Source organism: Streptomyces sp. NPDC043896, from assembly GCF_056435605.1.
This window is the reverse complement of record NZ_JBWKEE010000003.1, coordinates 94409-120323: the sequence shown is the minus strand read 5'-3', so window position 1 is coordinate 120323 and position 25915 is coordinate 94409. Positions and strand designations below refer to the sequence as shown.

General features: G+C 74.9%; 25 protein-coding genes and 2 pseudogenes. 13 read left to right on the top strand and 14 right to left on the bottom strand.

Annotated elements, in window-relative coordinates:
• Nucleotides 1-69: 69 nt before the first annotated feature.
• A complete protein-coding gene (locus tag AC069X_RS05300) occupies nt 70-1152 on the bottom strand; it encodes a sulfotransferase (RefSeq protein ID WP_478725318.1) in 1083 nt (360 codons plus the stop codon).
• A gap of 218 nt (nt 1153-1370) precedes the next feature.
• On the opposite strand from AC069X_RS05300, the gene AC069X_RS05295 reads away from it, so the two are divergent.
• The 4 genes from AC069X_RS05295 to AC069X_RS05280 are packed head-to-tail and all read left to right on the top strand — an operon-like array spanning nt 1371 to nt 5116.
• Complete coding sequence (locus AC069X_RS05295; RefSeq protein WP_478725316.1) at nt 1371-3755, top strand: sensor histidine kinase; 2385 nt, start codon at nt 1371-1373, stop codon at nt 3753-3755.
• The gene (locus AC069X_RS05290) at nt 3752-4153 is read left to right on the top strand and encodes a roadblock/LC7 domain-containing protein (RefSeq protein WP_478725314.1); all 402 of its coding nucleotides are present in this window, start codon (nt 3752-3754) and stop codon (nt 4151-4153) included. The genes AC069X_RS05295 and AC069X_RS05290 overlap by 4 nt, the downstream gene beginning before the upstream one ends.
• Entirely contained in the window at nt 4153-4527 is a 375-nt protein-coding gene (locus tag AC069X_RS05285; RefSeq protein WP_478725312.1) for a DUF742 domain-containing protein, read from the top strand. Before AC069X_RS05290 ends, AC069X_RS05285 begins: the two co-directional genes overlap by 1 nt.
• Nucleotides 4514-5116: a GTP-binding protein gene (locus AC069X_RS05280; RefSeq protein WP_478725310.1), complete on the top strand. Its 603-nt coding sequence runs from the start codon at nt 4514-4516 to the stop codon at nt 5114-5116. The genes AC069X_RS05285 and AC069X_RS05280 overlap by 14 nt, the downstream gene beginning before the upstream one ends.
• Before the next feature lie 51 nt (nt 5117-5167).
• On the opposite strand, the gene AC069X_RS05275 is transcribed toward AC069X_RS05280, so the two are convergent.
• Nucleotides 5168-5395: a hypothetical protein gene (locus AC069X_RS05275; protein WP_478725308.1), complete on the bottom strand. Its 228-nt coding sequence runs from the start codon at nt 5393-5395 to the stop codon at nt 5168-5170.
• A 253-nt stretch (nt 5396-5648) separates the two neighbouring features.
• On the opposite strand from AC069X_RS05275, the gene AC069X_RS05270 reads away from it, so the two are divergent.
• Nucleotides 5649-6452, top strand: coding sequence for a hypothetical protein (locus AC069X_RS05270; RefSeq protein ID WP_478725306.1), 804 nt, complete (start codon nt 5649-5651; stop codon nt 6450-6452).
• A gap of 49 nt (nt 6453-6501) precedes the next feature.
• Here the strand turns inward: AC069X_RS05270 and AC069X_RS05265 are convergent, their stop codons facing one another.
• Complete coding sequence (locus AC069X_RS05265; RefSeq protein WP_478725304.1) at nt 6502-7731, bottom strand: glycosyltransferase; 1230 nt, start codon at nt 7729-7731, stop codon at nt 6502-6504.
• A 205-nt stretch (nt 7732-7936) separates the two neighbouring features.
• On the bottom strand, nt 7937-8203 hold the full coding sequence (locus AC069X_RS05260) for a DUF6225 family protein (RefSeq protein ID WP_478725302.1): 267 nt from the start codon (nt 8201-8203) through the stop codon (nt 7937-7939).
• Nucleotides 8204-8331: 128 nt separating this feature from the next.
• On the opposite strand from AC069X_RS05260, the gene AC069X_RS05255 reads away from it, so the two are divergent.
• Both AC069X_RS05255 and AC069X_RS05250 read left to right on the top strand, forming a co-directional pair.
• Nucleotides 8332-8637: a DUF6247 family protein gene (locus AC069X_RS05255; RefSeq protein ID WP_478725300.1), complete on the top strand. Its 306-nt coding sequence runs from the start codon at nt 8332-8334 to the stop codon at nt 8635-8637.
• Complete coding sequence (locus AC069X_RS05250; RefSeq protein ID WP_478725299.1) at nt 8634-9041, top strand: hypothetical protein; 408 nt, start codon at nt 8634-8636, stop codon at nt 9039-9041. The genes AC069X_RS05255 and AC069X_RS05250 overlap by 4 nt, the downstream gene beginning before the upstream one ends.
• Before the next feature lie 29 nt (nt 9042-9070).
• On the opposite strand, the gene AC069X_RS05245 is transcribed toward AC069X_RS05250, so the two are convergent.
• The 4 genes from AC069X_RS05245 to AC069X_RS05230 form a co-directional block, all read right to left on the bottom strand.
• A complete protein-coding gene (locus AC069X_RS05245) occupies nt 9071-10459 on the bottom strand; it encodes a serine/threonine-protein kinase (RefSeq protein ID WP_478725754.1) in 1389 nt (462 codons plus the stop codon).
• A 263-nt stretch (nt 10460-10722) separates the two neighbouring features.
• Nucleotides 10723-11376: a hypothetical protein gene (locus AC069X_RS05240; RefSeq protein ID WP_478725297.1), complete on the bottom strand. Its 654-nt coding sequence runs from the start codon at nt 11374-11376 to the stop codon at nt 10723-10725.
• A 205-nt stretch (nt 11377-11581) separates the two neighbouring features.
• Nucleotides 11582-12361, bottom strand: a complete 780-nt coding sequence (locus AC069X_RS05235) for a maleylpyruvate isomerase family mycothiol-dependent enzyme (protein ID WP_478725295.1) — start codon at nt 12359-12361, stop codon at nt 11582-11584.
• 64 nt (nt 12362-12425) lie between these two features.
• Nucleotides 12426-13271 (bottom strand): peptidoglycan recognition protein family protein, encoded by an 846-nt coding sequence (locus tag AC069X_RS05230; protein ID WP_478725293.1) that lies wholly within the window; start codon nt 13269-13271, stop codon nt 12426-12428.
• A gap of 140 nt (nt 13272-13411) precedes the next feature.
• On the opposite strand from AC069X_RS05230, the gene AC069X_RS05225 reads away from it, so the two are divergent.
• A complete protein-coding gene (locus AC069X_RS05225) occupies nt 13412-14071 on the top strand; it encodes a class I SAM-dependent methyltransferase (RefSeq protein ID WP_478725291.1) in 660 nt (219 codons plus the stop codon).
• On the opposite strand, the gene AC069X_RS05220 is transcribed toward AC069X_RS05225, so the two are convergent.
• Complete coding sequence (locus tag AC069X_RS05220; protein ID WP_478725289.1) at nt 14037-14678, bottom strand: TetR/AcrR family transcriptional regulator; 642 nt, start codon at nt 14676-14678, stop codon at nt 14037-14039. The two genes, AC069X_RS05225 and AC069X_RS05220, sit on opposite strands and share 35 nt — an antisense overlap.
• 70 nt (nt 14679-14748) lie before the next feature.
• Between AC069X_RS05220 and AC069X_RS05215 the strand changes: the two genes are divergently transcribed.
• Entirely contained in the window at nt 14749-16368 is a 1620-nt protein-coding gene (locus AC069X_RS05215; RefSeq protein WP_478725288.1) for an FAD-binding oxidoreductase, read from the top strand.
• A 43-nt stretch (nt 16369-16411) separates the two neighbouring features.
• Here AC069X_RS05215 and AC069X_RS05210 read toward each other — a convergent pair.
• A pseudogene (locus tag AC069X_RS05210) lies at nt 16412-16536 on the bottom strand (AraC family transcriptional regulator); the annotation flags it as partial.
• Between AC069X_RS05210 and AC069X_RS05205 the strand changes: the two are divergent.
• Both AC069X_RS05205 and AC069X_RS05200 read left to right on the top strand, forming a co-directional pair.
• Nucleotides 16523-16741, top strand: a pseudogene (locus AC069X_RS05205) (saccharopine dehydrogenase); the annotation flags it as partial. The pseudogenes AC069X_RS05210 and AC069X_RS05205 sit on opposite strands and share 14 nt — an antisense overlap.
• A 175-nt stretch (nt 16742-16916) precedes the next feature.
• Entirely contained in the window at nt 16917-17330 is a 414-nt protein-coding gene (locus AC069X_RS05200; RefSeq protein ID WP_478725286.1) for a hypothetical protein, read from the top strand.
• Here AC069X_RS05200 and AC069X_RS05195 read toward each other — a convergent pair.
• Entirely contained in the window at nt 17282-18016 is a 735-nt protein-coding gene (locus AC069X_RS05195) for a DUF4232 domain-containing protein (protein WP_478725284.1), read from the bottom strand. The genes AC069X_RS05200 and AC069X_RS05195 overlap by 49 nt on opposite strands.
• Before the next feature lie 98 nt (nt 18017-18114).
• Nucleotides 18115-19206 (bottom strand): PP2C family protein-serine/threonine phosphatase, encoded by a 1092-nt coding sequence (locus tag AC069X_RS05190; RefSeq protein WP_478725282.1) that lies wholly within the window; start codon nt 19204-19206, stop codon nt 18115-18117.
• Between the two features lie 621 nt (nt 19207-19827).
• Here AC069X_RS05190 and AC069X_RS05185 point away from each other — a divergent pair.
• Both AC069X_RS05185 and AC069X_RS05180 read left to right on the top strand, forming a co-directional pair.
• Nucleotides 19828-20568 (top strand): class I SAM-dependent methyltransferase, encoded by a 741-nt coding sequence (locus AC069X_RS05185; protein ID WP_478725280.1) that lies wholly within the window; start codon nt 19828-19830, stop codon nt 20566-20568.
• A gap of 85 nt (nt 20569-20653) precedes the next feature.
• Entirely contained in the window at nt 20654-23857 is a 3204-nt protein-coding gene (locus AC069X_RS05180) for an ATP-binding protein (protein ID WP_478725279.1), read from the top strand.
• Nucleotides 23858-23868: 11 nt separating this feature from the next.
• Here the strand turns inward: AC069X_RS05180 and AC069X_RS05175 are convergent, their stop codons facing one another.
• Both AC069X_RS05175 and AC069X_RS05170 read right to left on the bottom strand, forming a co-directional pair.
• Nucleotides 23869-25113 (bottom strand): cytochrome P450, encoded by a 1245-nt coding sequence (locus AC069X_RS05175; protein ID WP_478725277.1) that lies wholly within the window; start codon nt 25111-25113, stop codon nt 23869-23871.
• A gap of 237 nt (nt 25114-25350) precedes the next feature.
• Nucleotides 25351-25911: a hypothetical protein gene (locus AC069X_RS05170; protein ID WP_478725275.1), complete on the bottom strand. Its 561-nt coding sequence runs from the start codon at nt 25909-25911 to the stop codon at nt 25351-25353.
• Nucleotides 25912-25915: the final 4 nt, after the last annotated feature.

Genomic DNA, 25915 nt, shown 5'->3' with positions numbered 1-25915 from the left:
TCACCGGGCCCGTCGCCCTCGTGCTCCCAGTCAACCCCCTTCGGAATCGCGGCACATGGGGCGGGATACTCACGGCGTACTCAGATGTCCCGGGCCCGGGCCCGGGCCCTGTGCCCCGCCCCCGCCCGCCCCGCCGGCCAGGGCCCGCACGCCGGGAGCGCAGGCCTCCCGGAGCGCCGCGAGCTCCTCCGGGGGCAGCCGCAGCGACGCGCCCCGCCGCCCGGCGTCCAGACGCGCCGCGCCCGCGTCGAGCCACTCGGGAAGCGGCTCGACCCCGATGAAGCCGGCCAGCCGCGCCAGCTCCTCGCGGGGCCGGTCGAGGAGGTCCTCGTAGGCGAGCGTGGTGCGCATGTCCGCGGGCACCTCGTCGAGGTACGCCGCGCCCCGGACCACCAGCTCCGACCACAGTGCAGCGAACCCCGCCGCCGGCAGCTCGCGGTCCAGCACCAGCGCGGAGTCGAAGCGCTCGGTCAGCAGCGGTGCCAGCTCGGGCGGCAGGGAGCGGACCTGCTCCTCGGTCAGGTCCTCCACGCGCGCGGCGCCCGTCCGGGCGAGGATCTCCCGCAGGAGGAGGATCAGCCGGTAGCCGGTGTGCCTGCTCATGGACAGCGCGCAGTCGGGCCCGTCCCTGAACAGGTGCACGAAGCGCGCCTGCGGGAAGACCCGGCGCAGCAGCGGCACCCGGTCCGAGGAGTACCCCGACCGCTCGACCACCGCCGTGGCCCCGAACCGGGCGCAGAGCAGGCCGAACAGTGCCCCGTAGTGGCCGGCGGCGGTGCGGTCCGGCCAGCCGCCCACCTCCTTCGCCAGTTCGTCGAACAGTCCGTCCGGGTCGTCGGTCAGGTGCGGGAGCACCATCAGCGAGAGGGCGGGGATGCCGGTGGTCGCGGTCGCGAACCGTCCGGGACGCCGGGTGTAGACGAATTCGGGCATCGGCACCCCACTGCGGATCATCCGTTCGAACAGCCGATTCGGCTCGGCCAGCAGGCGCCAGAACTCCGGTCCGCTGACGAGGCCTTCGGGGAAGCCACGGCTCTGCACCGACGACAGCAGCTCGTTCAGACTGAGCACGTCCGGATGGGCGTTGACGATGCCGGACAGTGCGGTCGACCCGCTGCGTCCCGTACCCACGACAAAGGTCATAGTGCGCATGCCCGCGGACTCCTCCGACGACGGTACCCACCGATCGCGACCAGCCTTCCCACGGGGCCGCCGCCCATACCACGCAGACGTATGGAAGTAAGGTCTCCGTTTATTCGGAGTGGCTGGATATGATCGGCATCCTTACCCCACAGGGCCGTGTCGGCAGTTTCCCCATGCCCTCGTCCAGGCCCCGTTCCCGTCCCCGTCTCCGCCGCTCCCGAGGACCGATGTCTGCGATGGCACCCGAAGGCCCGCCGGGCCCGCCGCCCGTCCGGCGCCGCCGCACCGTGCGCCTGCGCACGCTGCTGATCTGCCTGGCCGTCGTCCCCACCGTGGCCATGGGCACCCAGGTCACCGTGACCGCCCAGCGGCTGCTGGCCCAGTCGGAGCACCTGCGTGCCGACGTCGAGTCCGGCGAGCGGGTCGGCGTACCGCTGGTCAGGCTGATGAACGAGCTCCAGGCCGAGCGGGCCGTGACGGCCGCGCGATGGGCGGGAGCGCCCGCGGCCGAGGACGCCCTGCGCGACCGGCGGGCCGAAACCGACCGGGCTGTGGCGGAGTTCCGGCGCCTCTCGGAAGCCGCCGGCCACGGCGGTCCGCGCCACCCGGAGCAGGGCGAGGGGCGGATCGCGGCCGTGAGCGGCCGGCTCGACCTGCTGGCCTCGTACCGCAAGCGCGTGGACGCCCACAGCGGCAGCGCCGAACAGGCGGTCGGCTACTACACGGGCGTCATCGACGACATCATCCGCGCCTACCAGGACGAATTCAGCCACGCGGACGACGCCGAACTCACCCAGGAGAGCAAGCCCGCCGTCGCCCTCTTCTCGGCCGCCGAGATGGTGGCGCGCGAGGACACCGCCATCGCGCTGGCCGGGCCCTCCCGGGAGCTGCCGGCCACCGGCTTCTCCCAGTTCCTCGACGCCGTCGGCACCCACCGCTACCTGTACGACACCTGGATCGTCCCGTACCTCCCGCCCGCCGAACTGGCCGCGTACGACAAGCTGACCGGATCGGACGCCTGGCAGACCAAGCTCCGCATCGAGAACGCGGTCGTCGCCAACCACAAGGACACCGCGACCGGCGTGAAGCTGCCGGCCGACGTCGACGGCTGGGCCGCCGCGCACCGCACGCTCGCGCCGCAGCTGGCCGCCCTCAACACCGAGCGGGCCCGGAACGTGTTCGCGCGCGCCGACGCGAAGGCCTCCGAGCTGGAGACCGAGGTCACCTGGCTGGTCGGGGCCAGCGGCGGCGGCCTGCTCCTGGTCACCGGCCTCGTCGTCCTCACCACCCGGTCCGTCCTGCGCCGGCTGAGCCGTCTGCACACCCGTACGGTCGCCATCGCCGAGCGCACGCTGCCCGAAGTGGTGGCCCGCCTCCAGCGCGGGGAGGCCATCGACACGGAGGCGCTCCCGGCCGTACGCGGGCGCCAGGACGAGGTCGGTCAGATCACCGACGCCTTCGCCCGGGTGGTCGCCGTCTCCGTGGACGGTCACCGGCAGCTCGCCGCCGAGCGGCACGGCTTCGGCCTGTTCGCCTCGGGCATCGCCTCCCGCACCGGGAACCTGGTCAGCCGGCAGCTGAGCCTGACCGAGGACCTTCAGGACACCTTCGGCCACGACGAGGCGCTCCTGGCCCAGCTGATGCGGTCCGACCAGCTGACCGTGGGGATGCGGCGGCAGGTCGAGAACCTGCTGATCCTCGCCGGCGGCGAGATCCCCGACCCGCACACCGAGCCCATGCGCGTCGCCGACCTGCTGCGCGAAGCCGCCGCCGAGGTCGAGGACTTCCGGCGGATCGAACGGCAGGCCCTGGACGAGGCGAGCGTCCGGCCGCACGCCATCAGCCAGATCAGCCACCTGCTGGCGGAGCTGCTCGACAACGCGACCCGCTTCTCACCGCCCCGCTCGAAGGTGGTCGTCCGCGCCGAACTCGTCCCCGACGGCCTGTCCGTCGAGATCGAGGACCGGGGCCCGCGCGTCTCGGCCGCCGGCTACGAGGCCATGAACGAGCGCCTGCACTCGGCGCCGCCGTACTCCGTCCTCGCGGAGAACGCGCACCGCCTCGGCCTCTTCGTCGTCGGCCACCTCGCCGAGCAGCTCCAGGCCCGGGTCACGCTGCGGCGCTCGGTGTACGGGGGGACCGCGGCCGTGGTGATCCTGCCGGGCGAGCTGCTGGCACCCGCCGGAGCGGACACGGAACCCGGGCGGGCGCCCGTACCGGAGCCTCCCCGCGAGCGGCCCGAGCGGCCCGAGCGGCCCGAGCGGCCCGAGCGGCCCGAGCGGCCCGAGCGGGCCCCGGAGCCGGGCTCCGCACTCGATGCCGTACGCCTCCCCGCGCGCGAGCCCGTACGCCTGCCGACGCGCGAGCCCGTACGCCCGTCGACGCGCGAGCCCGTACGCCTGCCCGTGCGCGAGGCCGCGCCCGGTGCGCGCCCGGCCCTGCCCGAGCGCGTCCCCCAGACCCACCTCACCCGGCAACTCCGCGGCCCGCGCGCCCCGGAACCGGAGACCGGCCGGGACACGGCGACACCCGAAGAGGTGGCCGACGCCTGGGCCGACTACGAAGAGGGGACCAAGAAAGTGGAAGCAGAGCTCAGAGCGGATCAGCCATGACGACAGCCAACGACATGATCTACGGCATCCTGGACAACAACCTGAGCCGGATCGCCGGCATCGAGGGGGCCGTGCTCCTGTCCAACGACGGGATCAAGCTCAGCGCCTACCTGCTGGAGCGGGACGGGGCGGAGCGCATCGCGGCCGCCGCCTCCGGCATAGCCGCCACCATGAAGGCGATCTCCCGGGAGATCGACGGCGGCCGGGTCATCCGCCAGCTGGTGGAGATGGACGACCGCTACCTCTGCGTCGTCGGCTGCGGCGAGGGCAGCACGCTCATCGTGGTGACCTCCCGCAAGGCGCGCCTCGGCGAACTGGGCGGCGAGGCCGTACGGACCGCCCAGGCGCTCGGCGAGTGGCTGGGAACCCCCGAGCGCACCTCCGCGCCCACGTCGTAATGCCGGACGAGCCGCCGCGCCGCAGCCCCCGCCGGACACGGCTGTACGCGCTGACCGACGGCCGCACGGCCGCCGCCACGGAGACCGCCCTCACCATGGACACCACCATCGTGGCGGCGGTCGCCGAGGACGACGACGCCCACACCGGGCTGGCCACCGAATGGCGGGCCGTCCTCGCCCTGTGCGCGCCGCCGGGCGGGATGGCGGTCGCCGAGATCGCCGCCCGCATGCACATGCGCCTCACCCCGATGACGCTCCTCCTGGGCGAACTCGCGGACCGCGGCCTGGTCCACCACCGGCCGCCCCTGGCAGGCGCCGAGACCACCAATGTCCACCTGCTCATGAAAATCAGGGACAACCTTGCCCGGATATGACACTCCCGACGCCTCCGCCGCCGGCGGGGCGTCCCCCGTCAAGATCCTCATCGCCGGTGGGTTCGGAGTCGGCAAGACGACCCTGGTCGAGTCGGTCTCCGAGATCGAACCGCTGCGCACGGAGGAGCGCCTGACGAGCGCGGGAGTGGGTGTCGACGACCTCGACGGCATCGAGTCCAAGACGCTGACCACCGTCGCGATGGACTTCGGCCGGATCACCCTCGCCGACGCCGGGATCGTCCTCTACCTCTTCGGCACACCCGGCCAGGAGCGGTTCTGGTTCATGTGGGACGACCTGCTGAACGGCGCCCTGGGGGCGCTGGTGCTCGTCGACACGCGGCGCCTGGACCGGGGCTTCCCGGCGATCGACTTCTTCGAGAGCCGCGGGCTGCCGTTCGTGGTCGGCGCGAACTGCTTCCACGGCGAACAGCACTACACCGCCGAGGAGATCGCCGCCGCGCTGCACCTGCGGGATCCCGCCACCCCCGTGCTCCTGCTGGACGCCCGCTCCCGCGCGGACGTACGCGACTCCCTGCTGGCCCTGCTCGACGTGGTCATCGCCCGGGCGGGCGCCCCGGCCCCCGCCTGACGGGGCGCCGGGCGGCGGCCGGCCGTACCCGGTGACCGGGCCCCGGCCCCGCTACCGCGCCGTGCACTTCGGATCCCGGTCCGCTAAAGCCCCGTCGTCCTCCAGCAGGATCCGCAGGGCGTACTCGGCGGCCCGGTGCCGCAGGAACACCTGCGCACGGGTGCCGGCCGCGAGGTGCCGGGCCGCGGCCGCGCCGTCGCGCATGGCATCGTCCTGTTCCTCGCGCCATCCGTGCGAGGTGCGCCGCACGCTGCCGTCCCACGCGGTGTAGCGGGCCATCCAGAACCATCCGGTCCCGGCCCGGCAGCGCCCCCAGACCACCGCGTCCAGGCCGGCGTCCTCCCGGTCCTGACCGTGCCCCTGTGTCTCCCCCGTCACGTGCGTCCCCCCGGTAGCGGTGGTCCTGGTCCGGACCGCAGGCTAGGTCAGGGCGGCGGCCGCCAGGGAGCCAGGGTTCGGCCAACCTCGGGCGGAGGCCGGAGCGGAGGGGGCGGCGCTCCGGGGGACGGAGGCCGCCGCTAGCGTGATCACCATGTACGAGATCAACGGCGTGAACGCCACGCCAGGCGGGCGGATGACCGTCCAGTTCCACGAACACGGTTACGTGGCCAGGCCGGAGAGGAGCGCGGAGTCCCTCGCCGACAGGTTCTTCGGTGACGGAGCCGGGTGCGTCACCCTGCTGGTGTTCCTCGCGTCGGCGGGCCTCTACGGCCTGCTCAAGAAGTCCGGAGCGCCGGAAGCGGCCGTCCAGGCCTGCCTGGTGGTGGCCATCGTCTCGCTCTGCTACGGCGCGCTCATCGTGCTGCTGAACTGGGCCGGCGGGGTCATCGCGAGCATCGTGCTCTTCCTGCTGGTCGTGGTGACGTTCCCGGGACTGTTGTTCCCGGGCTACCGCCGGGCCCTGCGGCGCAGGTGGGGCGGTGGCGGTCCGGAGAACGAGACGGGCTGGGTCCCCGCCGCGTCCCTCACCGGAGTGTGGCACCAGCCCGACCCGCGCGGCGGCAGCGTGGTGACGGTCCGGCACGCCGACGGGTCCGTCGTCGCCCATGTGCCCCCGCCGGAGCAGGCCCGTGCCCTGTACGAGCGCTTCGACGCCCTGCTCCGCGGCGCCCGCCCGGCCCCGGCGGCGTACCAGCAGCAGGCCCCGTACCAGCAGCCCGCCCAGTACCAGCAGCCCGCCCAGTACCCGCAGCCCGGCGGGCCCCACCCGTACCAGCAGCCCTCGCCGTACCAGCAGCCCGCCGCGCCCCACCAGCAGCCCTGGCAGGGCCACCCGCCCCACCAGCAGCCCGGCCCCTACCCGCCCCGGCAGCCCGGTCACCACCCCGGCCGGTGACCCCGCCGCCTCCGGTGGCCGCCGGCCGTACCGCGGCACACCGGAGCCGTCACACCAGCCGGTCGAGGGCGGCGGCGACCCGGGCGGTGCCGTCCTCGGCCGCCAGCCGCCGGGCGACGTGCCGGGCGCGCTCGCGGTAGGACGGGTCGGCCGTGACCCGTCGCAGCGCCGGGCCGAGGGCCGCGGAGTCGAGCCGGCGCAGGGGCACCACCGCGGGTGCGGTGCCGAGTTCCACGAGACGGGCGGCCCAGAAATGGGCGTCGAACTGCACGGGGACGGGCACGCTGGGAACGCCCGCGCGCAGGGTGGCGCCGGTGGTGCCCGCCCCGGCGTGGTGGACGACGGCCGCCGTGCGGGGGAAGAGCAGGGCGTGCGGCACGTCGCCGCCGATGGTGATCATGTCGTCCCCGGATGCGGACAGCCCGGCCCACCCCCGCTGGATCACCCCGCGCAGGCCCGCGGCACGCAGGGCGCCGACGATCCGGGCGCTGACCCGCTCCGGGTCGGGCGTGGTGGCACTGCCGAGGCCGACGTAGACCGGGGCGGGGCCGGAACCGAGGAAGTCCTCCAGCTCCGGCGGCAGCCCGCCGGCGCCGTCGTGCGGCCACCAGTACCCGGAGACCTCCAGGCCGGGGCGCCAGTCCCGGGGACGCGGGACCACCAGCTCGCTGAAGCCGTGCCACACCGGCCAGCCCTGCCGCTCACGGGCCCGCCGGGCACGGGACAGCGGGCCCGGAGGCAGACCGTGTTCCGCCGCCAGGACGCGTGCCGCCCGCGTGAAGACGTGGTCGACCGCGGCGGTGACGGCGTGGCCGCCGAGCCGGTTGCCCAGGGGGCCCGCGGAGCGGGTGCCGAGCATCGGGGGCGGGAACTCGCGGGTCCCGTGCAGCGGTTGGAGGAAGAGACCCATGCTGGGCCGGCCCAGGCCCTGGGCGATGGCGTAGGCCAGCGGCGCGACCGTCCCCCCGGCCAGTACGACGTCCGCCTCGCGCGCCGCGCGGACCATCGTGGGGGTCATCCCGGGTGCGATGCGGCGCGCCATCGCGACGGCGCGCAGGAGTTTCGCGGCCCCGGACCGGCTCCGGTGCAGACCGCGCCCCCGCTCGGAGTGCAACTCGGCCCTGGGATCCCCGGGGACGCCGGCGAAACGCACCCCCGACCCGGCCACCAGCGGTTCGAACACACCGTGGGTCACCAGGGTGACCTGGTGCCCGGCCCGGACCAGCCCGGCGCCCAGCCCCGTGTACGGCGCGACGTCCCCGCGCGATCCCGCTGTCATGACGGCAATCCTCACGCCGGCCAGTGTGACGGCGGGTCCCGGCCCGGACCACCCGCCACCGCGCCGGAGCCCGGGAATCCCCCGAACCGGCCCCGCGCCCGCGTGTGTTGACGGGCGGGTGCGCCGGCGGGCACACCCGCTCCGTGCGCGCGGCGGCCGGCGGCCGGCGGCCGTCAGCCGCCCGGCCCGGGCCCCCGCGCGGCGCTCACTCCATGTCCAGGTAGTACACCCCGGCTTTGGCGTCGGCGAACAGGGTGAACTGGACCTGAGGCGGTCCGGGGACCTCGTCCTCGCCGGGGTCGACCTCGACGGGTTCGGCGCCCACGAGCACGAACTCGTCGTACTCGTCGAAGTCCCCGGGGGTGCCGGCGACGCCGATGTTGATGGGGGTCTCGTCGGGAACGTCAGCGAGGACGGAACGCAGCTGTCCCGCGGTCCAGACCGCAGGAGCGTGATCGAACGTGTCTGCCATGCGCCGAGAGTAGTGACGGCCCCTCACGCGCCGGAATTCGCCGCGCCGGTGTGCCGCGCTCTTCTGAACCGGTGGCCCGCCACCCGCACGGCGGTAACGTGGCACCCCACGACCCCCTGGAGGAGCCCGTGAGCGCGCGACCCGACCACGCCCCCGTCCCTCCGTACGCGCCCGCTCCCGGTGCCCCGGCCGAGCTCCTCGCCAGGCTGCGCGCCGACCGCCGCGCCGAGCGGTGGGTGCCGGCCTTCGAAGCGGAGTGGGCGACGGCCCTGGACGACTCCCGCCGCAGCTTCTCCCTCGCCGGGCCGTACGAGGTCCTCAGCGCCTGGCAGGCCCGCCTCGCCTCGGCCCCGGCGGTCGACGCCTTCCTCGCCTCCGGCCGGGACGAGACCGGATTCTCCGGTCCCGGGGAACGCCCGAGCGGACCGCGGTGACCGGCCGGCGGCACCCGGACCGCCGTGCCCGGCGGGCCTTTCCGCGGTACCGCGAGGACGGCGGGAGCGCCTGCCTGACCACCCGCGTACGGATCCTGGAGGGCCTCAAGGGGGAGTCCGGCGAGGACCTGCACATCACGCAGGGCGTCAAGAACGGCGGCGCCCCGGGCCGCTACGCCACCGAGGACCCGGACCGCTACGCCGTCCTCGAACCCGGCCGCAGGTACGTCGTCGCCGTCCAGTCCGGATCCATGTCGGGCACCGCCGGCACCGAAGCCTGGGCCTGGTACGCCGAACCGGCGGCGCGGGGCCTCGACGGGGAACGGCAGCACTGGCGGCGGGCCCTGGCCGGGCCGCCCGAGCCCCCGGCGGCCGACGGCTGCGAGGACCTCACCCCGGCCTGACCTGGCCGGAGCGCCCCGGCCGGGCGCGCTCAGCAGCGCTCGGACCACACGTGCGAACGGGGGGCGGCCGGGTCGGCGAGGTTCTGACGGGCGCCCACCGGGACGCAGCCCAGGCGGTTCCGGAGGTTCTCCTCGGCGAAGTAGACGACGTCGACGAACTGCTCTCCGGCCTGGGTGTCGTGCCCGTTGTTGAACACCGAGCGGACCTGCTCCCGCTCGGCCCAGCTGCACCGGCTCTTTCCGGCCGCCCAGTTGACCTCGTCCCCCTCCCACGCGCACATGCTCCCGCCGCCGTCCGGCGCGGTGAAGAAGCAGACGCTGCCCGGGAGGCAGCGGTCGTACCCGGCCGGGACCGATGGGGAGGGGCTGTCCGACGGCCTGCCCGACGGCGTGGCGGCCGCCGCCGCGGCCGACGGCTCCGGGGCGGCGCCCTGCCGGTCCCGCAGCAGGGCGGTCAGGCCGAACCCGGCGGCCGCGAGCACGGCCGCGGCGGTGAGCGCGACCAGCGGCAGGCGGCCCCGGAGGCGGGCGGGGCGGGCCGGGGGCGGGTCGTCCGCCGGGAACGCGGCCCGGATGCGGCGCAGCAGGGACGCCGCGTCGTGCCGGGCGCGCGCCTCGTGGGTCGGGGCCAGGCAGTCCGCGATGATCTCCCGCCAGGCGGCGGGGAGACCGGGCGACAGGCGCAGCGTCTCCGTCCCCCGGGCCAGGCGCACCGCGGCATCGCGCCGGGCGGCGGGCGTGCCGCCCGGCATGGGCAGTGAGCCGGTGAGGACGAGGTGGGCGAGCACGCCGAAGGCCCAGATGTCGGCGGTCGGGCGGATGCGCAGGCCCCGTTCGCCGATCTCGTCCCACAGCACCTCGGGCGGGGTGTAGTCGGGCGTGGTGAACGGCGGGGAGTAGGCGTGGGTGCCCTCCAGCTCGGCGGCGGTGTTGAAGTCGGCGAGCCGCACCGAGCCGTCGGGCATCAGGAGCACGTTGGCGGGCTTGAGGTCGCCGTGCACCCACCCCGCCCGGTGCAGTTGCTCCAGCCCCTCGCAGATCTGGGTGAGGAGGGCGTCGGCGGGCCGCGGGGACCGGCCCAGGACGCTCTCCAGCGAGGTCTCCGCCCGCTCCAGTACGAGCACCGTGGCGCCGTCGAGCTCCGGGTGGCCGGGGTCGTCGACGGTCAGCACCTCGTACATGCGGATCAGCCGTGGTGCACGTACCCGGCTGAGCAGTTCGATCTCCCGCTCGGCCAGGTCCCGCAAGTGCCGTAACCGGCGCGGGGTCTGGGTTCCGGTGGGCAGGAACTTCAGGGCCACGGAACGGGGTTCGCCCGTGCCGGCGCGGGTTCCCGCGTACACGCTGCCGAAGGCGCCGGTGCCCAGCGGGGCCCCGACGGTCCAGGGCCCGGCACGGTAACCCTGCGGCACGGTCACGGCGTACGGCCGCCCCGCCGCGGGCCCGGTCACCGGGCCGTCCCGGCGACGGGCGGCGACTGCTGCTGCGGGGCCGCCGCTCGCGACGGCACCACGAAGACGTTGTGCACGGATCCCCCCTCGCGCACAGGGTAGGGACGCCCCGGCCGCCACGGGCGGGCTCGTGGTGATCTTGTCCAAAAGAGCGCAGCCGGGAGGCGCGGCGTGGCCGGAAGAGCCCCGTGCCCGCTGCCCGGGGTGCCGCCGGAACCCGTCCCGCCGGGTCAGGACTTCCAGCGGAGCCGGCCGTCCGAGGCCGTCGCGCAGGTCAGGCGGGTGCCCGCCGTCGTCAGCCCGGTCGCGCCCTTCGTGGTGCAGTACGAGCCCGCGGTGACCGTGGCCGCGCTGCCTTCGGTCTTCGCCTCGGGCTTGTCCGTCTTGGAGGAGGCGGGGGCCGGGACGCTCTCGGCGCTGACCGTGACGTCGGTGATCTCGACCTTCACGGGGGTGCCCGGCTTGTAGCCGGTGAGGTACGACGGCGTCAGGGTCTTGCTCGCCGAGGCGTTGGCCGTCGTGTCGCTGACGAAGGCGTTCGCGTCGATCGTCCCCGGGCCCGACTGGTACTGCCGCTCCCAGGTGTACCGGACCTTCACCGTGTACATGCCGCGCGGAGCGCCCGTCTGGGTGACCGTGACCTTGGTGGCGACGTACGGGGCGTCCTGGCCGCTCTTGGCCGGCTCGCAGGGCGCGGGCTCCACGGTGACGCGGGCGCCGTCCTTCTGGACGGGCGCGGCGGCGGCGAGCTTCTCGCACGGCCGTCCGGGCGAGGCCGCGGCGGCGGCGCCGTCCGGAGGGGTGGACTCGGGGAGCGCGCCGCAGCCGGAGGCCGCGAGGGCGGCCACGGCGAGGGCGGCGGTAATGCGGGCAGGGCGGATCATCGAGCTCTTCCTGGGTAAGTCGCGCACCGACTGTGATGGTACGTACATCCGTGCGCCCCGCGCGCACCAGGGGGTACCGGCGGCCTTGCCGCCGGCACGGCACCCCGTGCTGTGCGCGACGATCCGATGCGGACCGGGAGTTGGCGTGCCGTCAGTCCCGGCCCCGGTCCGGCCGTCTGCCCGTCCGGCCGTCTGCCCGTCCGGCTCAGGCGGGTTCCCAGGCCGCGAGCCGGTCGAAGATCAGCCGGTCGCCGTCGACCTCCAGACAGTCCACCGGGATGCGGCCGTACAGGGCGAGGACCAGCTCTCCGGCGGTGGCCCGGGCGGAGGCGTCGGCGGGGCCGGCGGAGCCGGTCGCGGCGAGGCGGGTGAACCGCGCGCCCTCCGCCGAGAGGGCGAGGTGCCAGGAGCGACCCTCGGTCGCGTGGTAGTGGACGGTGGCGGCATCGTGCGGCCACGGGCTCGTCGTCGCGCAGCAGGCCGCCAGGAACTCCTCGACCCCGTCGAGGGCCACTTCCTCCGGCAGCGGCTGGGGTGCGCCCTGGGCGGTCTGGGCGTCGTAGGTGTGCACCGCGGACTCCTGGACCCGGTGCCGGGCGACGGCACCGGAGTCCTGCGGGGACTGCGAGTCCGGCCACCAGGTCCAGCAGCCGGAGTCGGGGCCCGCCTTCCGCAGGGTGTCCAGCAGTTCTTCCGTCGACTCGGCCAGCCAGGCCAGCAGGGCCTCGCGCTCGCGCGGAGGGGTCAAGGCGGCGCGCGCGGCGACCGCTTCGGCCGGAGGACCTCCGGCCGGCCCCGCCGCGACGATGGCGGCCCAGAAGCGGTCCCCTCCGCCCAGGTGCCGGACCAGGTCGAACAGCGTCCACTCGGGGCAGGTCGGCACCCGGGCGTCGAGGCTGGGCGCGGAGGCGACGGCGGCGCGGAAGGCGGCCGAGCGCTCGTCGATCAGCCGGAGCAGATCGGGGAAGTCCAGAGAATTTCGCACCCGGACTGTCTACACGGTGATCCGATGATCGGACAGCGGTTTTCGGCGGCCGCCGCGCACCGGATCAGCGGGCCCGCAGCGGACCGGACAGCAGGCCTTCCGGCAGGTACTCCGCGAGGGCGTCGGCGACGGCCGCCGGATCCGCGGCCCAGTCGGACGGCAGGTTCACGGGCCAGCGAGGCAGCGGCACGGGCAGGTCGGCACCGAGCCTGACGGCCACGTCCTCGCGCAGCTTCGGCAGCATGGCGTAGAGCTTGTCACCGGGGCAGGCGGTGGCGTTGAAGTCCCGGTGCCCGTAGATCTCGGAGGCGGGCACCCCGTACTGCCGGCAGACGTGGGCACACAGGTCGGCGAGGGCGGAGTACTGCGCCTTGGGGGGCTCCTTGGACGTGTAGGTGCCCTCGTTCTCGATGCCGATGGACACGTTGTTCTGGCCCACGCAGTGGGCGGCCCGCACCAGCTCGTTCCCGGAGTCCAGCGCGGCCAGGCTGTGGTGCCGGCCCTCCAGGACGAACGCGCCCCGGCTGATGGTGAAGTGCTGGCCCGTGTCGATCCAGCCCTGCCGGTCCATGTGGTAGGTCTGGAGGGCGCGGGCCAGCTTCAGCGCCCGCTCCTGCGAGTAGTCGGTGACATTGGCCGTGGCCGTGTGGTGGACGATGATCCGCTCGGGCCGCGCGGCGAGCCGTACGACGTCCTCGGAAGGCTCCCGTGCCCCCCAGCCGTCGCAGTCGATGATCCGGGGCACGGTGGAGCCCTCCCCGCCCCCGTCCCGGCCTCCGGGCCCCCGGGTGCCGACGGCGGCGCGTGCCGCGGTGGCCGTGGCGGAGGGCAGGAGGGTGGCGGTTCCGAGGGCGAGCACGGCGGAGACGAGGTCCCGGCGCGAGAGCCGGGCGGGCGGGGTCGACGTCATGGAGGAGCCTGTTCCGGTGGGGGACGGGAATCCATGGAAAGCGGCGGGGCGCCGCAGGGCGCGCAGGCGCTCCGGAGACGGGCCGTCGGATGTGGCTTTCGTGGCCGGCCGGGCCGTGCCGCGGTGTTAGTTTGCTCCCCATGACGAACCACCAGGACGCGACCCGGACGGCCTACGACGGGGTGGTGGAGCTGTACGCCTCCCTGTTCGCGGACCGGCTGGAGACGCGTCCGTTCGCGCGGGCCATGGTCACCACCTTCGCCGAACTGGTGCGCGGCACCGGGAACCTCCGGACGGCCGACGTCGGGTGCGGCCCAGGGCATCTGACGGCCATGCTGCACGACCTGGGACTGGACGCCTTCGGGCTCGACCTCTCCCCGGCCATGATCGGCCACGCCCGCCGGGCCCATCCGGCCCTGCGCTTCGACGAGGCGCGGATGGAGGCCCTGCCCGTCGGGGACGGCGAGCTCGGCGGCGTACTGGCCCACTACTCGACGATCCACACCCCGCCCGGCGAACTCCCCGCGCTCCTCGCCGAGCAGGCGCGGGTCCTGGCACCGGGCGGGCTGCTCCTGGTCTCGTTCTTCGCGACGGGCGCACCCGAGCCGGTCCGCTTCGACCACAAGGTGGCGCCCGCCTACAGCTGGCCGGCGGACCGGTTCGCGGAGGCGCTCGCCGGCGCCGGGCTCGTCACGTTCGCCCGGCTGCTCCACGACCCGGCCTCCGAACGGGGCTTCCTCGAAGCCGACCTGCTGGCCCGCCGGGTCAGCGGCCGGGCAGGCCGCCGTCGTCCGGGGTGAGGGTGGCGGCCGCCGCGAAGAGGCGCGCGCAGCGCCGGGTCATGGCGTCCGGGGTCTGCTCGGGGTGCTTGACCCACCAGCGGACGAGGGTGGCGACCAGGTCCCGCCACACGTACCGGAGCGCGTCGGCGTCCAGCGGGTCGGCGGATCCGGCCTCCCGCAGCAGCTCGGCGGTGCCGGCGGCGGCGAGCCGGTCGATGGCCGACCAGTACCCGGCGGCCAGCCGGGCGGCCTCCCCGCCCGGCGGCAGGGTGGTGTCGTAGAGCACGAACCACGCCTCCCGCTGCCCCTCCAGCGCGGTGAAGATCGCGTGGAGCACGCGCAGCGGGGTCCGGGAGGTGGTCCCGTCGGGTCCGATCGCCGTGCGGACGGCCTCCAGGAGCCGATCGCCGACCGGTACCAGACAGGCGACGCAGAGGTCCTCCTTGGTGCCGAAGTACTGGTGCAGCAGCGTCTTGGTGACACCGACCCGCGCGGCGATCGAGGGCAGCGAGGCGGCGGCGTAGCCGCGGGTCCCGAACTCCGCCGTGGCGGCGTCCAGCATCTGCCGCACGCGGTCCTCCCGGGGGACTCCCTTGGTGCCGGCTTTCGATGAGGGGGTTGCCATGCACTGATATTACCAGTACGTAATTTACCTCACGGTAAATTCGTGGCACCCCGACCTCTGGAGTACCTCCATGGACGGCACCACCGCCCGGCCGCCCCTCCGCACCCGCTCCTGGTGGGGCTGGGGCTGGACCGACGCCCACCCCGACGACGCGGAATGCGTCGCCATGGGGGCACTGCTCCCCGGTACCCTCGCCCGCCCGCTGCCCGTGCCCGGCGTCCGCGAACTCCGTGTAGGACGCCCCGTCGTGGAACCGCCGCACAGCCTCGCCCACCTGGTCACCGCAGACCCGGCCGACCGCGCCGCCCACGCCATGGGCAAGGCCTACCGCGACGTCGCGCGCGCCCTGCGCGGGCAGCCGGGCCGCATCCCCGACCTCGTCGCCCGGCCCGCCGACGACCAGGGCGTGGCCGACCTCCTGGACTGGGCCGGAGACCAGGGGATCGCCGTCGTCCCCTACGGTGGAGGCTCCTCCGTCAGCGGGGGAGTGGAGTACCGGGGCGACGCGCACCGGGCGGTCCTGTCCCTCGACCTGACGGCCATGGGACGCGTCCTGGAAGTCGACGCCGATGGCCGTGCCGCGCGGATCCAGGCCGGCACCCTGGGCCCGAGCCTGGAGGACCAGCTCCGCCCGCACGGCCTCACCCTGCGGCACTTCCCGCAGAGCTTCGAGTTCTCCACCCTCGGTGGCTGGCTCGCCACCCGGGCCGGCGGCCACTACGCCACCGGCCGCACGCGCATCGACGACTTCGTCCAGTCGATGCGGGTGGTCACACCCGCCGGTACGAGCAACTCCTGGCGCCTGCCCGCCTCCGGGGCGGGCCCCTCTCCCGACCGCCTCTTCCTGGGCTCCGAAGGCGCCCTCGGCGTGATCACCGAGGCGTGGATGCGGCTGCAGGAACGTCCCCGCCACAAGGCCTCCGCGGCGGTCGCGTTCACGGACTTCCACGCCGCCCTCCGAGCGGTCCGCGAGCTCGCGCGGTCCGACCTCTCACCCGCCAACTGCCGGCTGCTCGACCCGGGCGAGGCGGCCCTGTCGGGGGCCGCCCACGACGGCACCTCCGTCCTCGTCCTGGGCTTCGAGTCCGCGCACGAACCGGTGACCGGCCGGCTCGCCCGCGCCGTCGAGCTGGCACGCTCCCACGGCGGCCGGCACGGCGGGCGCACCGGCCCGGACGGCCGGCACGGCGACGGGACACCGGCCGGCGACGCGGCCGTCGGCGCGTGGCGCGCGGCCTTCCTGCGGATGCCCTACCTCCGCGACGGGCTCGTCCGGATGGGCGCGGTGGCGGAGACCTTCGAGACGGCGGCCACCTGGGACCGCGTCCCCGCCCTGATCGACGCGGTGCGCACCGAGGTGGGCGCGGCCGCCCTCAAGGCCACCGGACACCCCGCCACCGTCAACTGCCGCCTGACGCACGTCTACCCGGACGGCGCCGCCCCCTACTTCACCGTCCTCGCCGCGGGACGGCCCGGCGACGAAGTCGCCCTCTGGGACGACCTCAAGGCCGTGGCCGGCGAAGTCCTGCACCGGCACCGCGCCACCATCACCCACCACCACGCCGTCGGACGGGACCACCGGCCCGGCTACGACCGCCAGCGGCCCGAGCCCTTCGCGATGGCCCTGCGCGCGGCCAAGGACGCCCTCGACCCCCGGGGCATCCTCAACCCCGGCGTGCTCGTGGACTGACGGCCCGGCGGCCCGCCCGTGCCGCCACGTCCGGTGAGGGCCGTCACGGGACGGGCGGGCCGGGACGGGCGGGGCCGTGGGCGCGGAACGTCCGGCGGTAGGTGTCCGGCGGGACGCCGACGCTCCGGTGAAGTGCCGGCGCAGGGTGGTCGCCGTCGACGTGCGCGTCCGCCGCGACGGCGTCGAGCGACGGGCCGTCGCCGGGGGCCGCGGCATCCACGCCGTCACCGCGCCCCTCGTCGTCGAAGCCCTCGACCGTGTCCTCACCGGGCGGATCCGCACCCACCGCGTCGCCTCGGCCGGGCGCGCCTTCGACGCCCCCGACTTCCTCTCCGCCCTGGCCCCCCACATCACCCTCGTCCCCGGTGTCTGATCACCCGTCAGTCCCCGGACTCTTGAAGAGTGATCCCGGTCACATCCCGTCACAACCCATGGATCCGCGGTGTCTTGAGGCCGACCCCGGGGGACCGGGGGTGCCGGCCACGGCCGTCACCCCCGGCGCTCGACCCCTCCCCGCCGACGCCTCACCACGAGAAGAGGACCGCACGATGACCGGACGGACCACGAAAGCCCAGGGCGGCCGCGCCTTCCTCCAGGCCGCGACAGCCCTCCAGGCCCTGACCCTTCTCCTTCAGGCCGCCACGGCGGGCATGCTCCTGACCTCGCCGGTCGCGGGGGAGGTGCACCACGTCGGATCCCGCGTGATGTACGGCGCGACGATGCTGTACGTGCTGGCAGCGGTCCTGGCCTGGCGTCCGGGCGGCGGGTCCCCCCGCCCGGTCCTGTACTCCGCCGGTTTCCTCGTCCTCGCCTCGGCGCAGGTCGCGCTGGGTGTCGCCCACGTGTCCTCCCTCCATGTCCCCCTGGGCGTGGTGATGTTCGCGCTCAGCGTGCTGGCCCTCGCCCGGGAGCTTCAGCCCGTACGCCCGATGGTGTCGAACGACTCCCGCGCGGTGGAGTGATAGAGCCCCACCTTCGGGCGCGCGACGGTGCCGGGGGCGGCGAGGGGGAAGCTGACGCTGTCCGCGTTCGGCATGTGGTGCGGGTCGGCCAGGACGTGGATCCTGTCGGCGACGGGGCCGCTGCCGCCCGACGGGTTGAGGTCCACGGCCGCGTAGGTGGTGGTCCCGGGCCGGACCGGGTGCGCCGGTACGCCGCCGAGGCCCTCGGGGGCCTTCGCCTGGACGCCGAGGGTGTTGTCCTTGGCGCTGAAGCCGACGGCGGGGAAGTAGTCGAGGCCGCAACTGGTGGAGCCGTTGTTGGTCACCGTGACGACGCGGACCGTCGCCGGGAAGCCCTCCGCCGAGATGACCTTGACGGTGAGGTTCCGGGCCGAGCAGGGGTGGGTGTAGGCGTAGCTGTCGTCGGTCGTCTCCCCGCCCGCGCCGCCGCCGGTGCCCTTGCCGTCGGGGCCGGGCTGCGCCGGGGAGGCGGTGGCCGACGGCGTGGGGGAGGCGGAAGCCGAGGGCGTGGCGGATGCCGGGGGCGTCGGCGCGGCTTCGGAAGGCGCCGCCGTGCCCGTGCCCGTGCTCGCCGTGGGCGCCTGGGGCGCCCCGCCCGGGGAACCGGAGTCCTGGCAGGAGGTCAGGGTCAGGGCGAGCCCGACGAAGGTGGCCAGGGCCGCGGAACGGCTCCGGTGGATGCGCATGGTGGAACTCCCCGTGTCGTACGTCCGGCGGCGGAAGGCCGCCCGAGTGGGACAACTATCGCCTGACCAGCAGGTGTCGTGGAAACGCACCCCGTTGCTCAGGGGTGGCGCCGGCGGACGGCGAGGGCCGCGATGTCGTCGTCGAGACGGCCCCTGCTGTGCCGGAGCAGGTCGTGGTGGAGGGCCGAGAGCAGCTCACGGGGAGGTGTCGGAGGCTGCCGGCCCATCCAGGAGGCCAGGGGGAAGAACTCGCCGTCGCGCGCCCGGGTCTCGGCGATCCCGTCGGTGTAGAGGAGCAGCAGGTCGTCGGGGGAGAAGTCGAACGTGTCGACGCTGTAGTGGTCGCCGATCAGCTCGGCGAGGCTGAGCAGCGGCGAGGGGGTCGCGGATTCGAGGACGCGCAGCTTCCCCCGCCCGAGGAGCAGGGGAGGGGGGTGTCCGCAGTTGAGGATGTCGATACGGCTGCCCTCGTGCGGGATCTCTACCAGCAGGGCGGTGGCGAAGCGCTCCATCGGTCCTTCGGGCGGGAAGGCGGCGTTGTAGCGGGTGCTGCTGGCGTCCAGCCGGCGTGCGACGTCGACCATGGCGGTCTCGTCGTACGCGGCCTCCCGGAAGGCGTTCACGATCGCCGCGGCGGCCCCCACCGCGGGCAGCCCCTTGCCCCGCACGTCGCCGATCAGCAGCCGGATCCCGTACGGCGTGTCGACCACCTCGTAGAAGTCCCCGCCGATGCGGGCTTCAGCCGCGGCCGCGAGGTACAGGGACTCGATCTCGACGCTCCCGAAGCGGCGCGGCATGGGGCTCAGCACCACCTGCTGCGCCGCCTCGGCGACCAGGCGCACCTGGAAGAGGGTGCGCTCCCGCTGGAGCCGGACGTGGCTCCCGTACGCGGCGGCCACGGTGACCGCGATGATGCCGGCGGCCGTCCACCACGTCCCCAGGTCGGGGAAGACCAGGCTGAGGCCGATCATCAGGAGGAGGCAGACCGTGCCGAGCAGGACGGTGGGGAGGACCGGCCACATGGCGGCGGCCAGGGCCGGCGCCGCGGGCAGGAGGCGGCTGAAGGCCATCTCCGGCGGGGTGGTGTACGCCAGGCCGGCGATGACGACGGTCAGGATGACCGGCGACAGCCGCACAAGTCTTCCCGGGCCGGGGCGCCGACGGAGCCGCGGCCGTCCGGACTCGATCACACTCCACAGAATATCTACGTAATGAGGGCACAGCGCGCTCTGGCCGCCCGGCAGGGGCCGTCACCGGTGCGTGTTCGAACAGGTGGGCGAAGGGTCGGCGGGTGGCCGCCCGTGTGGCCGACGGGTACGGCCTCCTTCGCACGGGTGTGCCCATCCGTGACGACCGGCGTTCCGCGGCGGTGCCGCCGACCGGCAGGGGCGCCGGGTCCGGGTCGTCGTCACCGACGGCGACGGCGGTGGTGTCCGGCTCAGCGCCTCCGTGCCCCCCGGGCGGTCCCGCAGACGCGTACGGGAAGCCCCCTCCGGCCGCGCAGCCGAAACGGAAGGCCGGGGCGGCCCGCGGCTCACGGCGCCCCTTGATCGTCGCGGAGCAACCGGAAGGCCGGCGGCCGGGACTTCCGCCCCGGCCGGAACGCCAATCCTCCGGCGCGTCACGGCCGTTGGGCCGAGCGGCGCCCGAACCGACGGGAGCGCGCCCGTTTGTGCGCACCTCGGTGCCGCCACCAGCAGGTTCGTGCTTTCCGCCAGTACGAACTCCTCGTGCCGACCGAGCAGACTTCCCGCCGAGGGCCGCGGCTCGCCAAGAGAGCCGACGCCGCAGATCTAGGGGGAATCACCACCATGAGCGGTCAGCTGTACGACGGCATCGGCGAGGCGTTCGAAGGCTTCAAGACCCTGCCCATCATCCGCTACGCCGAGGTACCGGGCTTCCTCGCGCTGGTCGGCGACGTCACCGGCAAGTCCGTGCTCGACATCGCCTGCGGTACCGGTTTCTACAGCCGCGAGCTCAAGCGTCGCGGCGCGTCCCGTGTCTTCGGGTTCGACATCTCCGGTGCGATGGTCGACGCGGCCAACGCCATCGAGCGGGCCGAGCCCCTCGGCATCGAGTACGAGGTCGGCGACACCGCCACCCTCCAGGTCTTCGAGCAGCCGTTCGACGTGGCCGTGGCCGTGCAGGCGTTCAACTACGCGAGCGAAGTCGCCGAGATCGAGCGGATGATGCGCAACATCCGCCGCAGCCTCGTCCCCGGCGGCTCCTTCAACCTGTTCGTGCAGGACCCGGCCTACGACTTCGCCGGGCCGTCGCTGGAGAAGTACGGCTTCCTGTTCGAATCCACCGGGAAGGACAACGAGATCGGCCGCGGCATCCGGCTCACGGCCCTGCTCGACCCGCCGGTGTCCTTCGAGGCCACCGTTCCGTCGAAGGAGACGTACGAGCAGACCCTGACGGCGGCCGGTTTCACCGGCATCGAGTGGGTCACCCTGGAGGTCTCGGAGGCCGGGGTGGAGAAGTTCGGCGAGGAGTACTGGGCGGACTACACCGGCAACCGGCCGCTCACCATGATCCGCTGCACCGCCTGAGCGGAGCGTCCCGGTGCCGGCCCGGCCCTCCGGTGCCGGGGCGGCACCGCCGGGGTAGCCGGCGCACGCTGGATACGCTGCCCCGGTGAGCACAGAGCTGACCACCCTGACGACGGTGGCCTTCCGCGGCCAGGAGGTCACCGCACCCCGGCTGCGGGCCCTCCTCGCCCTGCTCGCCGGTGAGTTGCGCGCGGGCTGCGGCAACGGGCGCCTGATCGAAGGCCTCTGGCCGGACGACCGGCCGGCCCACCCCGCCAAGGCGCTGCAGATCCTCGTCTCGCGGGCGCGTACGCAGCTCGGGCCCGGAGTCATCGCCCGCACGCCCGCCGGGTACCGGCTCGCCCTCGGGGAGGAGCAGGTCGACGCCTCCGCCGTACTCCTGCACACCGCCGCGTGCGCGGAGAAGTCACGCGCCGCCGACCACGCCGGGGCCCTCGCCGAGGCCGAAGCGGGACTGGCCCTGTGGGGCCCCGGCGGCCCCGGGCCCGGGGAGCCCGTACCCGGTGATCCGCTGTCCGAACTCAGGGCCGCCCGGCTCCCCGCCCACCGCGCGCTGGCCCGCGCCCGGGCCCTCGGCCTGGCACGGACAGGACGGCTGCCCGAAGCGGTCGAGCCGCTGGCGGAGCTCGTCTGGGAACTCCCGCGGGACGAGGAACTGCTGCTGGAACTGGTCCGCTGCGAGGCGGCCACCGCCGGGGCCGCCGCCGCACTGGCCACGTACGACCGCCACCGCCGGGCACTCCGCGACGAACTGGGCACCGACCCGGGGCCCGCCCTGCGCGCCCTGCACCGGGAACTGCTGGGCGCCGATGCACCGGCGGTACGCCGGGGGGTGCCGCACGAACCCAACGAACTCCTGGGCCGCGCGGGCGACATCGCCGCCGTGACGCGGCTGCTGCGCACCTCCCGCGTCACCTCGATCGTGGGACCCGGCGGTCTCGGCAAGACCCGGCTCGCCGCCGCCGTCGGCCGGGACGCGCCGCAGCGCACCGTCCACCTCGTCGCCCTCGCCGGCGTCACCGACGACGCGGACGTGGCGGGCGAGGTCGCCTCCGCCCTCGGCGTCACCGAGTCCCGTCCCCTGCCGGCGCGCGGCGGCGGCTTCGGCCCGCCGCGCGATCTGCTGACCGGCATCGTCGGCGCCCTCGGTCCCGGACCGGCGCTGCTGGTGCTGGACAACTGCGAGCACGTCCTCGACGGGGCCGCCGAGCTGGTCCGGGCGCTGGTCGCCATGACCCGGGACCTGCGGATCCTCACCACCGGCCGGGCACCCCTCGGCCTGTCCTCCGAATCCGTCCACCCGCTCCCGGAGCTCGATCAGGCCACCACGGTCCGGCTGTTCGAGCAGCGGGCCCGAGCCGCCCGCCCCGACGCGGAACTCCCCGCCCGCCAGGTCGCGGAGCTCTGCCGCCGCCTGGACGGGCTGCCGCTCGCGGTGGAACTGGCGGCCGCGCGGGTGCGGGCCATGTCGGTGGCGGACGTGTCCCGGCGGCTGGAGGACCGGTTCGCGCTGCTCCGCGGCGGAGCCCGGGACGCACCCCGGCGGCACCGCACCCTGCACGCCGTCGTCGACTGGAGCTGGAACCTCCTCGAACCGGCCGGGCGGACCGCCCTGCGCACCCTGTCCGTCTTCCCCGGCGGCTTCACGGCCGACGCGGCCGCTCACGTGCTCGGCACCGACCTCACCGAGGCCGTGGACGTCCTGGAGGACCTGGTCGACCAGTCCCTCCTCAAAGTGGCCGACACCGGCACAGGCACCCGCTTCCGGATGCTGGAGACCGTACGGGAGTTCGGCGCCGCCCAGCGGGAACGGGCCGGCGAGACCGAACACGTCACCCGCCGCTTCCTCGCCTGGGCACGGGACTTCGGCCTCTCCCGGCACGACGCGCCCTTCGGCCCCCGCCCGTACGCCGCCTGGCACGGGATCAAGTCCGAACAGGACAACCTCGTACGCGCGTTACGGCTCGGCACCGCCCGCGAGGACGCCCCCACCGTCGCCGCGACCGGCGCCGTGCTGTGCGGCCTGTGGGCCACCGAGGCGAACTACGCCCGGCTGATCCCCCTCGCGGCCGAGGTCGGCCGGCTGCTCGCGCGCCACCGGCCGGAGCCCGCGTACGTCGAGGCGACCCGCACCACCGCGGCACTGCTCACCGTCAGCGTGCTGATCGGCGGCGGCGCCGCTCCGCCGCGACTCCTCGCCCTGCTGCGCCGGCTGCCCCCGGCCCCCGCGGACACCCTCGTCCGGGCGCTGGCGACCGTCCTGCGCGCGGCCCCCGAGGTCTTCGGCACCGACCACACCCGGCTGGACGCCTTCCGGGCCGCGGACGAGCCGCTGCTCGCCGGGGTCGCCGAAGGGCTGGCCGGATACCTGTGGGAGAGGGAACACGAACCGGAGCGGGCCGTCGCGGCCGCCCGGCGCACGCTCGCCGTGACCGAGGACCACCCCATTCCGTGGCTGCGGGTCACGGCGCTGTGCCGCCTCAGCGAGCTGTGCCTGCACGCGGAGCTCGGTGAGGAGGCGCTGCGCCACCTGCACGAGGCCATGGGGATCCTCGACCGGCTCGGCCGGTGGTCCGACACGATGGGCCTGCGCTGGGGCCTGGTACTGGGCAACCTCCAGACCGGCGCCGTGGACGAGGCGGAACGCTGGCTGGAGCTGGCCGTCCGGAACCGGCCGGAGGAGACCGCGGACGTTCCCACCCCCGAACCGGGGGCGCGCGCCGAGATCGCGCTCGCACGCGGCGCCACCGAGGAGGGCCTGCTGCTCTGGCGCCGGGCCGCGGCCCGCCTGGAACGCTCCGGCGGACCGGTCCTCGGCCTCGAAGCCGACCTCGGCCACTGGGTCCTGGAGGTCCAGGCCACCACCGTCGCCGCCCACGCCCGGCACGGCCGGCCCGGCCCCGTCGAGGAGCTCACCGCCCTCGTCCACGACCGCGCGAAGGCCCGGCTGGCCCGGGGCCACGCGGCGGACCTGCCGGTCTGCGGTGCGCTGCTGTTCGCGCTCGGGAGGGCCGACCTGGCCCGGGGAGGCGCGGAGGGCGACGCGTCCCTGGTCCGGAGCGGCGTACGGCTGCTCGCGCTGACGGAGCACTTCCGGTGCCTGCGGACCTTCCAGCCGACCATGTCCTCCGCCCGCGCCCGGGAGGCGGCCCGGGGAGCCGACGAAGCGGCGTACGAGGACGCGAGGGCCGCGTACGCCGCCTCGGGACGGGACGAACTGCGCGCTGCGGCGCTGGACCTGCTCGGGCAGCGGGAGGGACGGGCGCGGGGCCCGGCAGCGGCCGGCTGACCGGGCCGGGATCAGATCCGGACCGGCAGCCGCACCAGGTGGAAGCCGTCACCGGGCCAGTGGCCGAACTCCAGCTCCTCCCGCGCGACGGCCAGCTCCGGAACCGGCCGCCGGACCAGCAGCAGGTCGAAGACCACCCCGGTCACCAGGCTCCCGAGCGCGGCGCCGATGCAGTAGTGCGCGCCGTGCCCGAAGGCGAGGTGGGCCTTGCCTCGCTCGGGCTCCCGGGTGATGTCGAGCCGCCCCGGCGCGTCGCCGCACAGAGCCGGGTCGTGGTTCGCCGCCAGCAGGGCCACGGTCACGGCCTCGCCCCTGCGCAGCGCGGTCCCGGCGAACTCGAAGTCCTCGGTGGCGTACGCCGTGGCTCCGATCCGCAGGAGCGTGACGTGGCGCAGGAGTTCGGGCACGGCCCGGGCCAGGAGCTCCGGTTCGGCGCGTAGCAGGGCCAGCTGGGCGGGGTGGTCGAGCAGGGTGAGCACGGCGTGGGCGAGGAAGAGGGCGGGCGGGGTGATGCCGGTGTTGATCAGCAGGAACACCATGGCGACGATCTCGTCCTCGGTGAGTGCGCCGGCGCCGCCCTCGCGGGCGCCTGCGAGCAGGGCGGAGACCAGGTCGTCGGCGGGGGCCGCCTTCCGCCGTCCGATCAGCGCCTTGACGTACTCGACGACTCCGGCGAGGCCGTCGCTCATCCTGCTGCCGTCGCCGTACGCGAAGTCGCGGATCCACTCGCAGACCTGGGCGCGGTCCTCGTCCTCGACGCCGACGAGCTCGCAGATCACGAAGGTGGCCAGGGGGTAGGCGAACTCGTTCAGGAGGTCGGCCTCCTCCTTGGCCGCCAGCTCGCCGATGAGCCGCGCGGCGGTCTCCTCGACGTAGGTGCGCAGGGACGCGATGCGCCGGGCCGTGAAGGCGCGGGTGAGGGGAGCCCGGCGGCGCGAGTGCTCCTCGCCGTCGAAGAAGGCCAGGTGCGCGGATACGTAGGCCGCGTACTCGGGCGGCAGCCCGCCCAGCGGTTCCAGCAACTCCTGCTGGGCGTCGGGCCCTTCGGCGCCGCCGGGCACCTTGGCGCGGTCCCTGATCAGACGGGGCTCGGTGAGCGCGGCCTTGACGTCCTCGTAGCGGGTGACGAGCCGGACCGGCGTCCGCAGGCCCGGCAGCACCACGTGGGGCAGCCCCTCCCCGTCGGCGAGGCCGGCGTACCCGGCGGCGGGGTCCTGGAGCTGATCGGGAGTCAGATGACGGATGTGCGCGCTCATGGCGGTCCTCTCGGGGCGGTGACGGTGGCGGCCGGCCGGGACCCTGCTGGTCCCGGTGGCGCGCCGTGGCCTGAGAGAGCTTCCGGCCGGCCGGCTTCAGCGCGGCTTCAGGCCGGTTTCAGCGCGCGTCGACGGTGTCGGGGCAGCGTCGACGTGTTGCTGCGAGGAGCGGGGAGCGGGGAGCGGGGAGCGGAGAGCGGAGAGCGGAGAGCGGAGCCCGGACGCAGGCTCCGCCGGTCAGTCCAGGCCGGAGACCTTCAGGAGGGCGCGGGCCGTCTCACCGTCGACGCGCCGCGCCAGCTGGCGCAGGGCGGTCGCGCCGCACAGCAGGGTGCCCCGCTGGATGGAGGTGTGGGCGTCGGCGTCGAGGTGCTGCCACATCGCGCGGTTGCGTACGAGGACGGCCGGGTCGATCTCGACCCGGCTGCCGTCCGTGTCCCGCAGGACGAGCCGCTGGGACACCCCGTCGGACCAGCGGACCGAGACGAGCGAGTCGGTGCGGACGGTGCGCTCGGTGAACAGCCCGCGAGCGCGGAGCAGTCCGGGCCGGGTGGAGACCCTCGGGGGGAGCAGGATCACGAAGACGAGGGCCGCCAGGCCGGTCCAGAGCGCGCCGCGCGTCAGGCCGAGCCGTCCGGCGCCCGCGTCCAGCCCGATCAGGGCGGCCGCCAGCAGCACGGCGACGCCGGTCGCCGACCGCAGCTCCGCGGCCCAGTGCGCGTCCTGCGCGAGCGGTCCGGCAGGCTCCTCGTACCCGGCTCCAGCGCCGGTCGAGGGGTGAGTGGTACGTCGTCCCATGGGA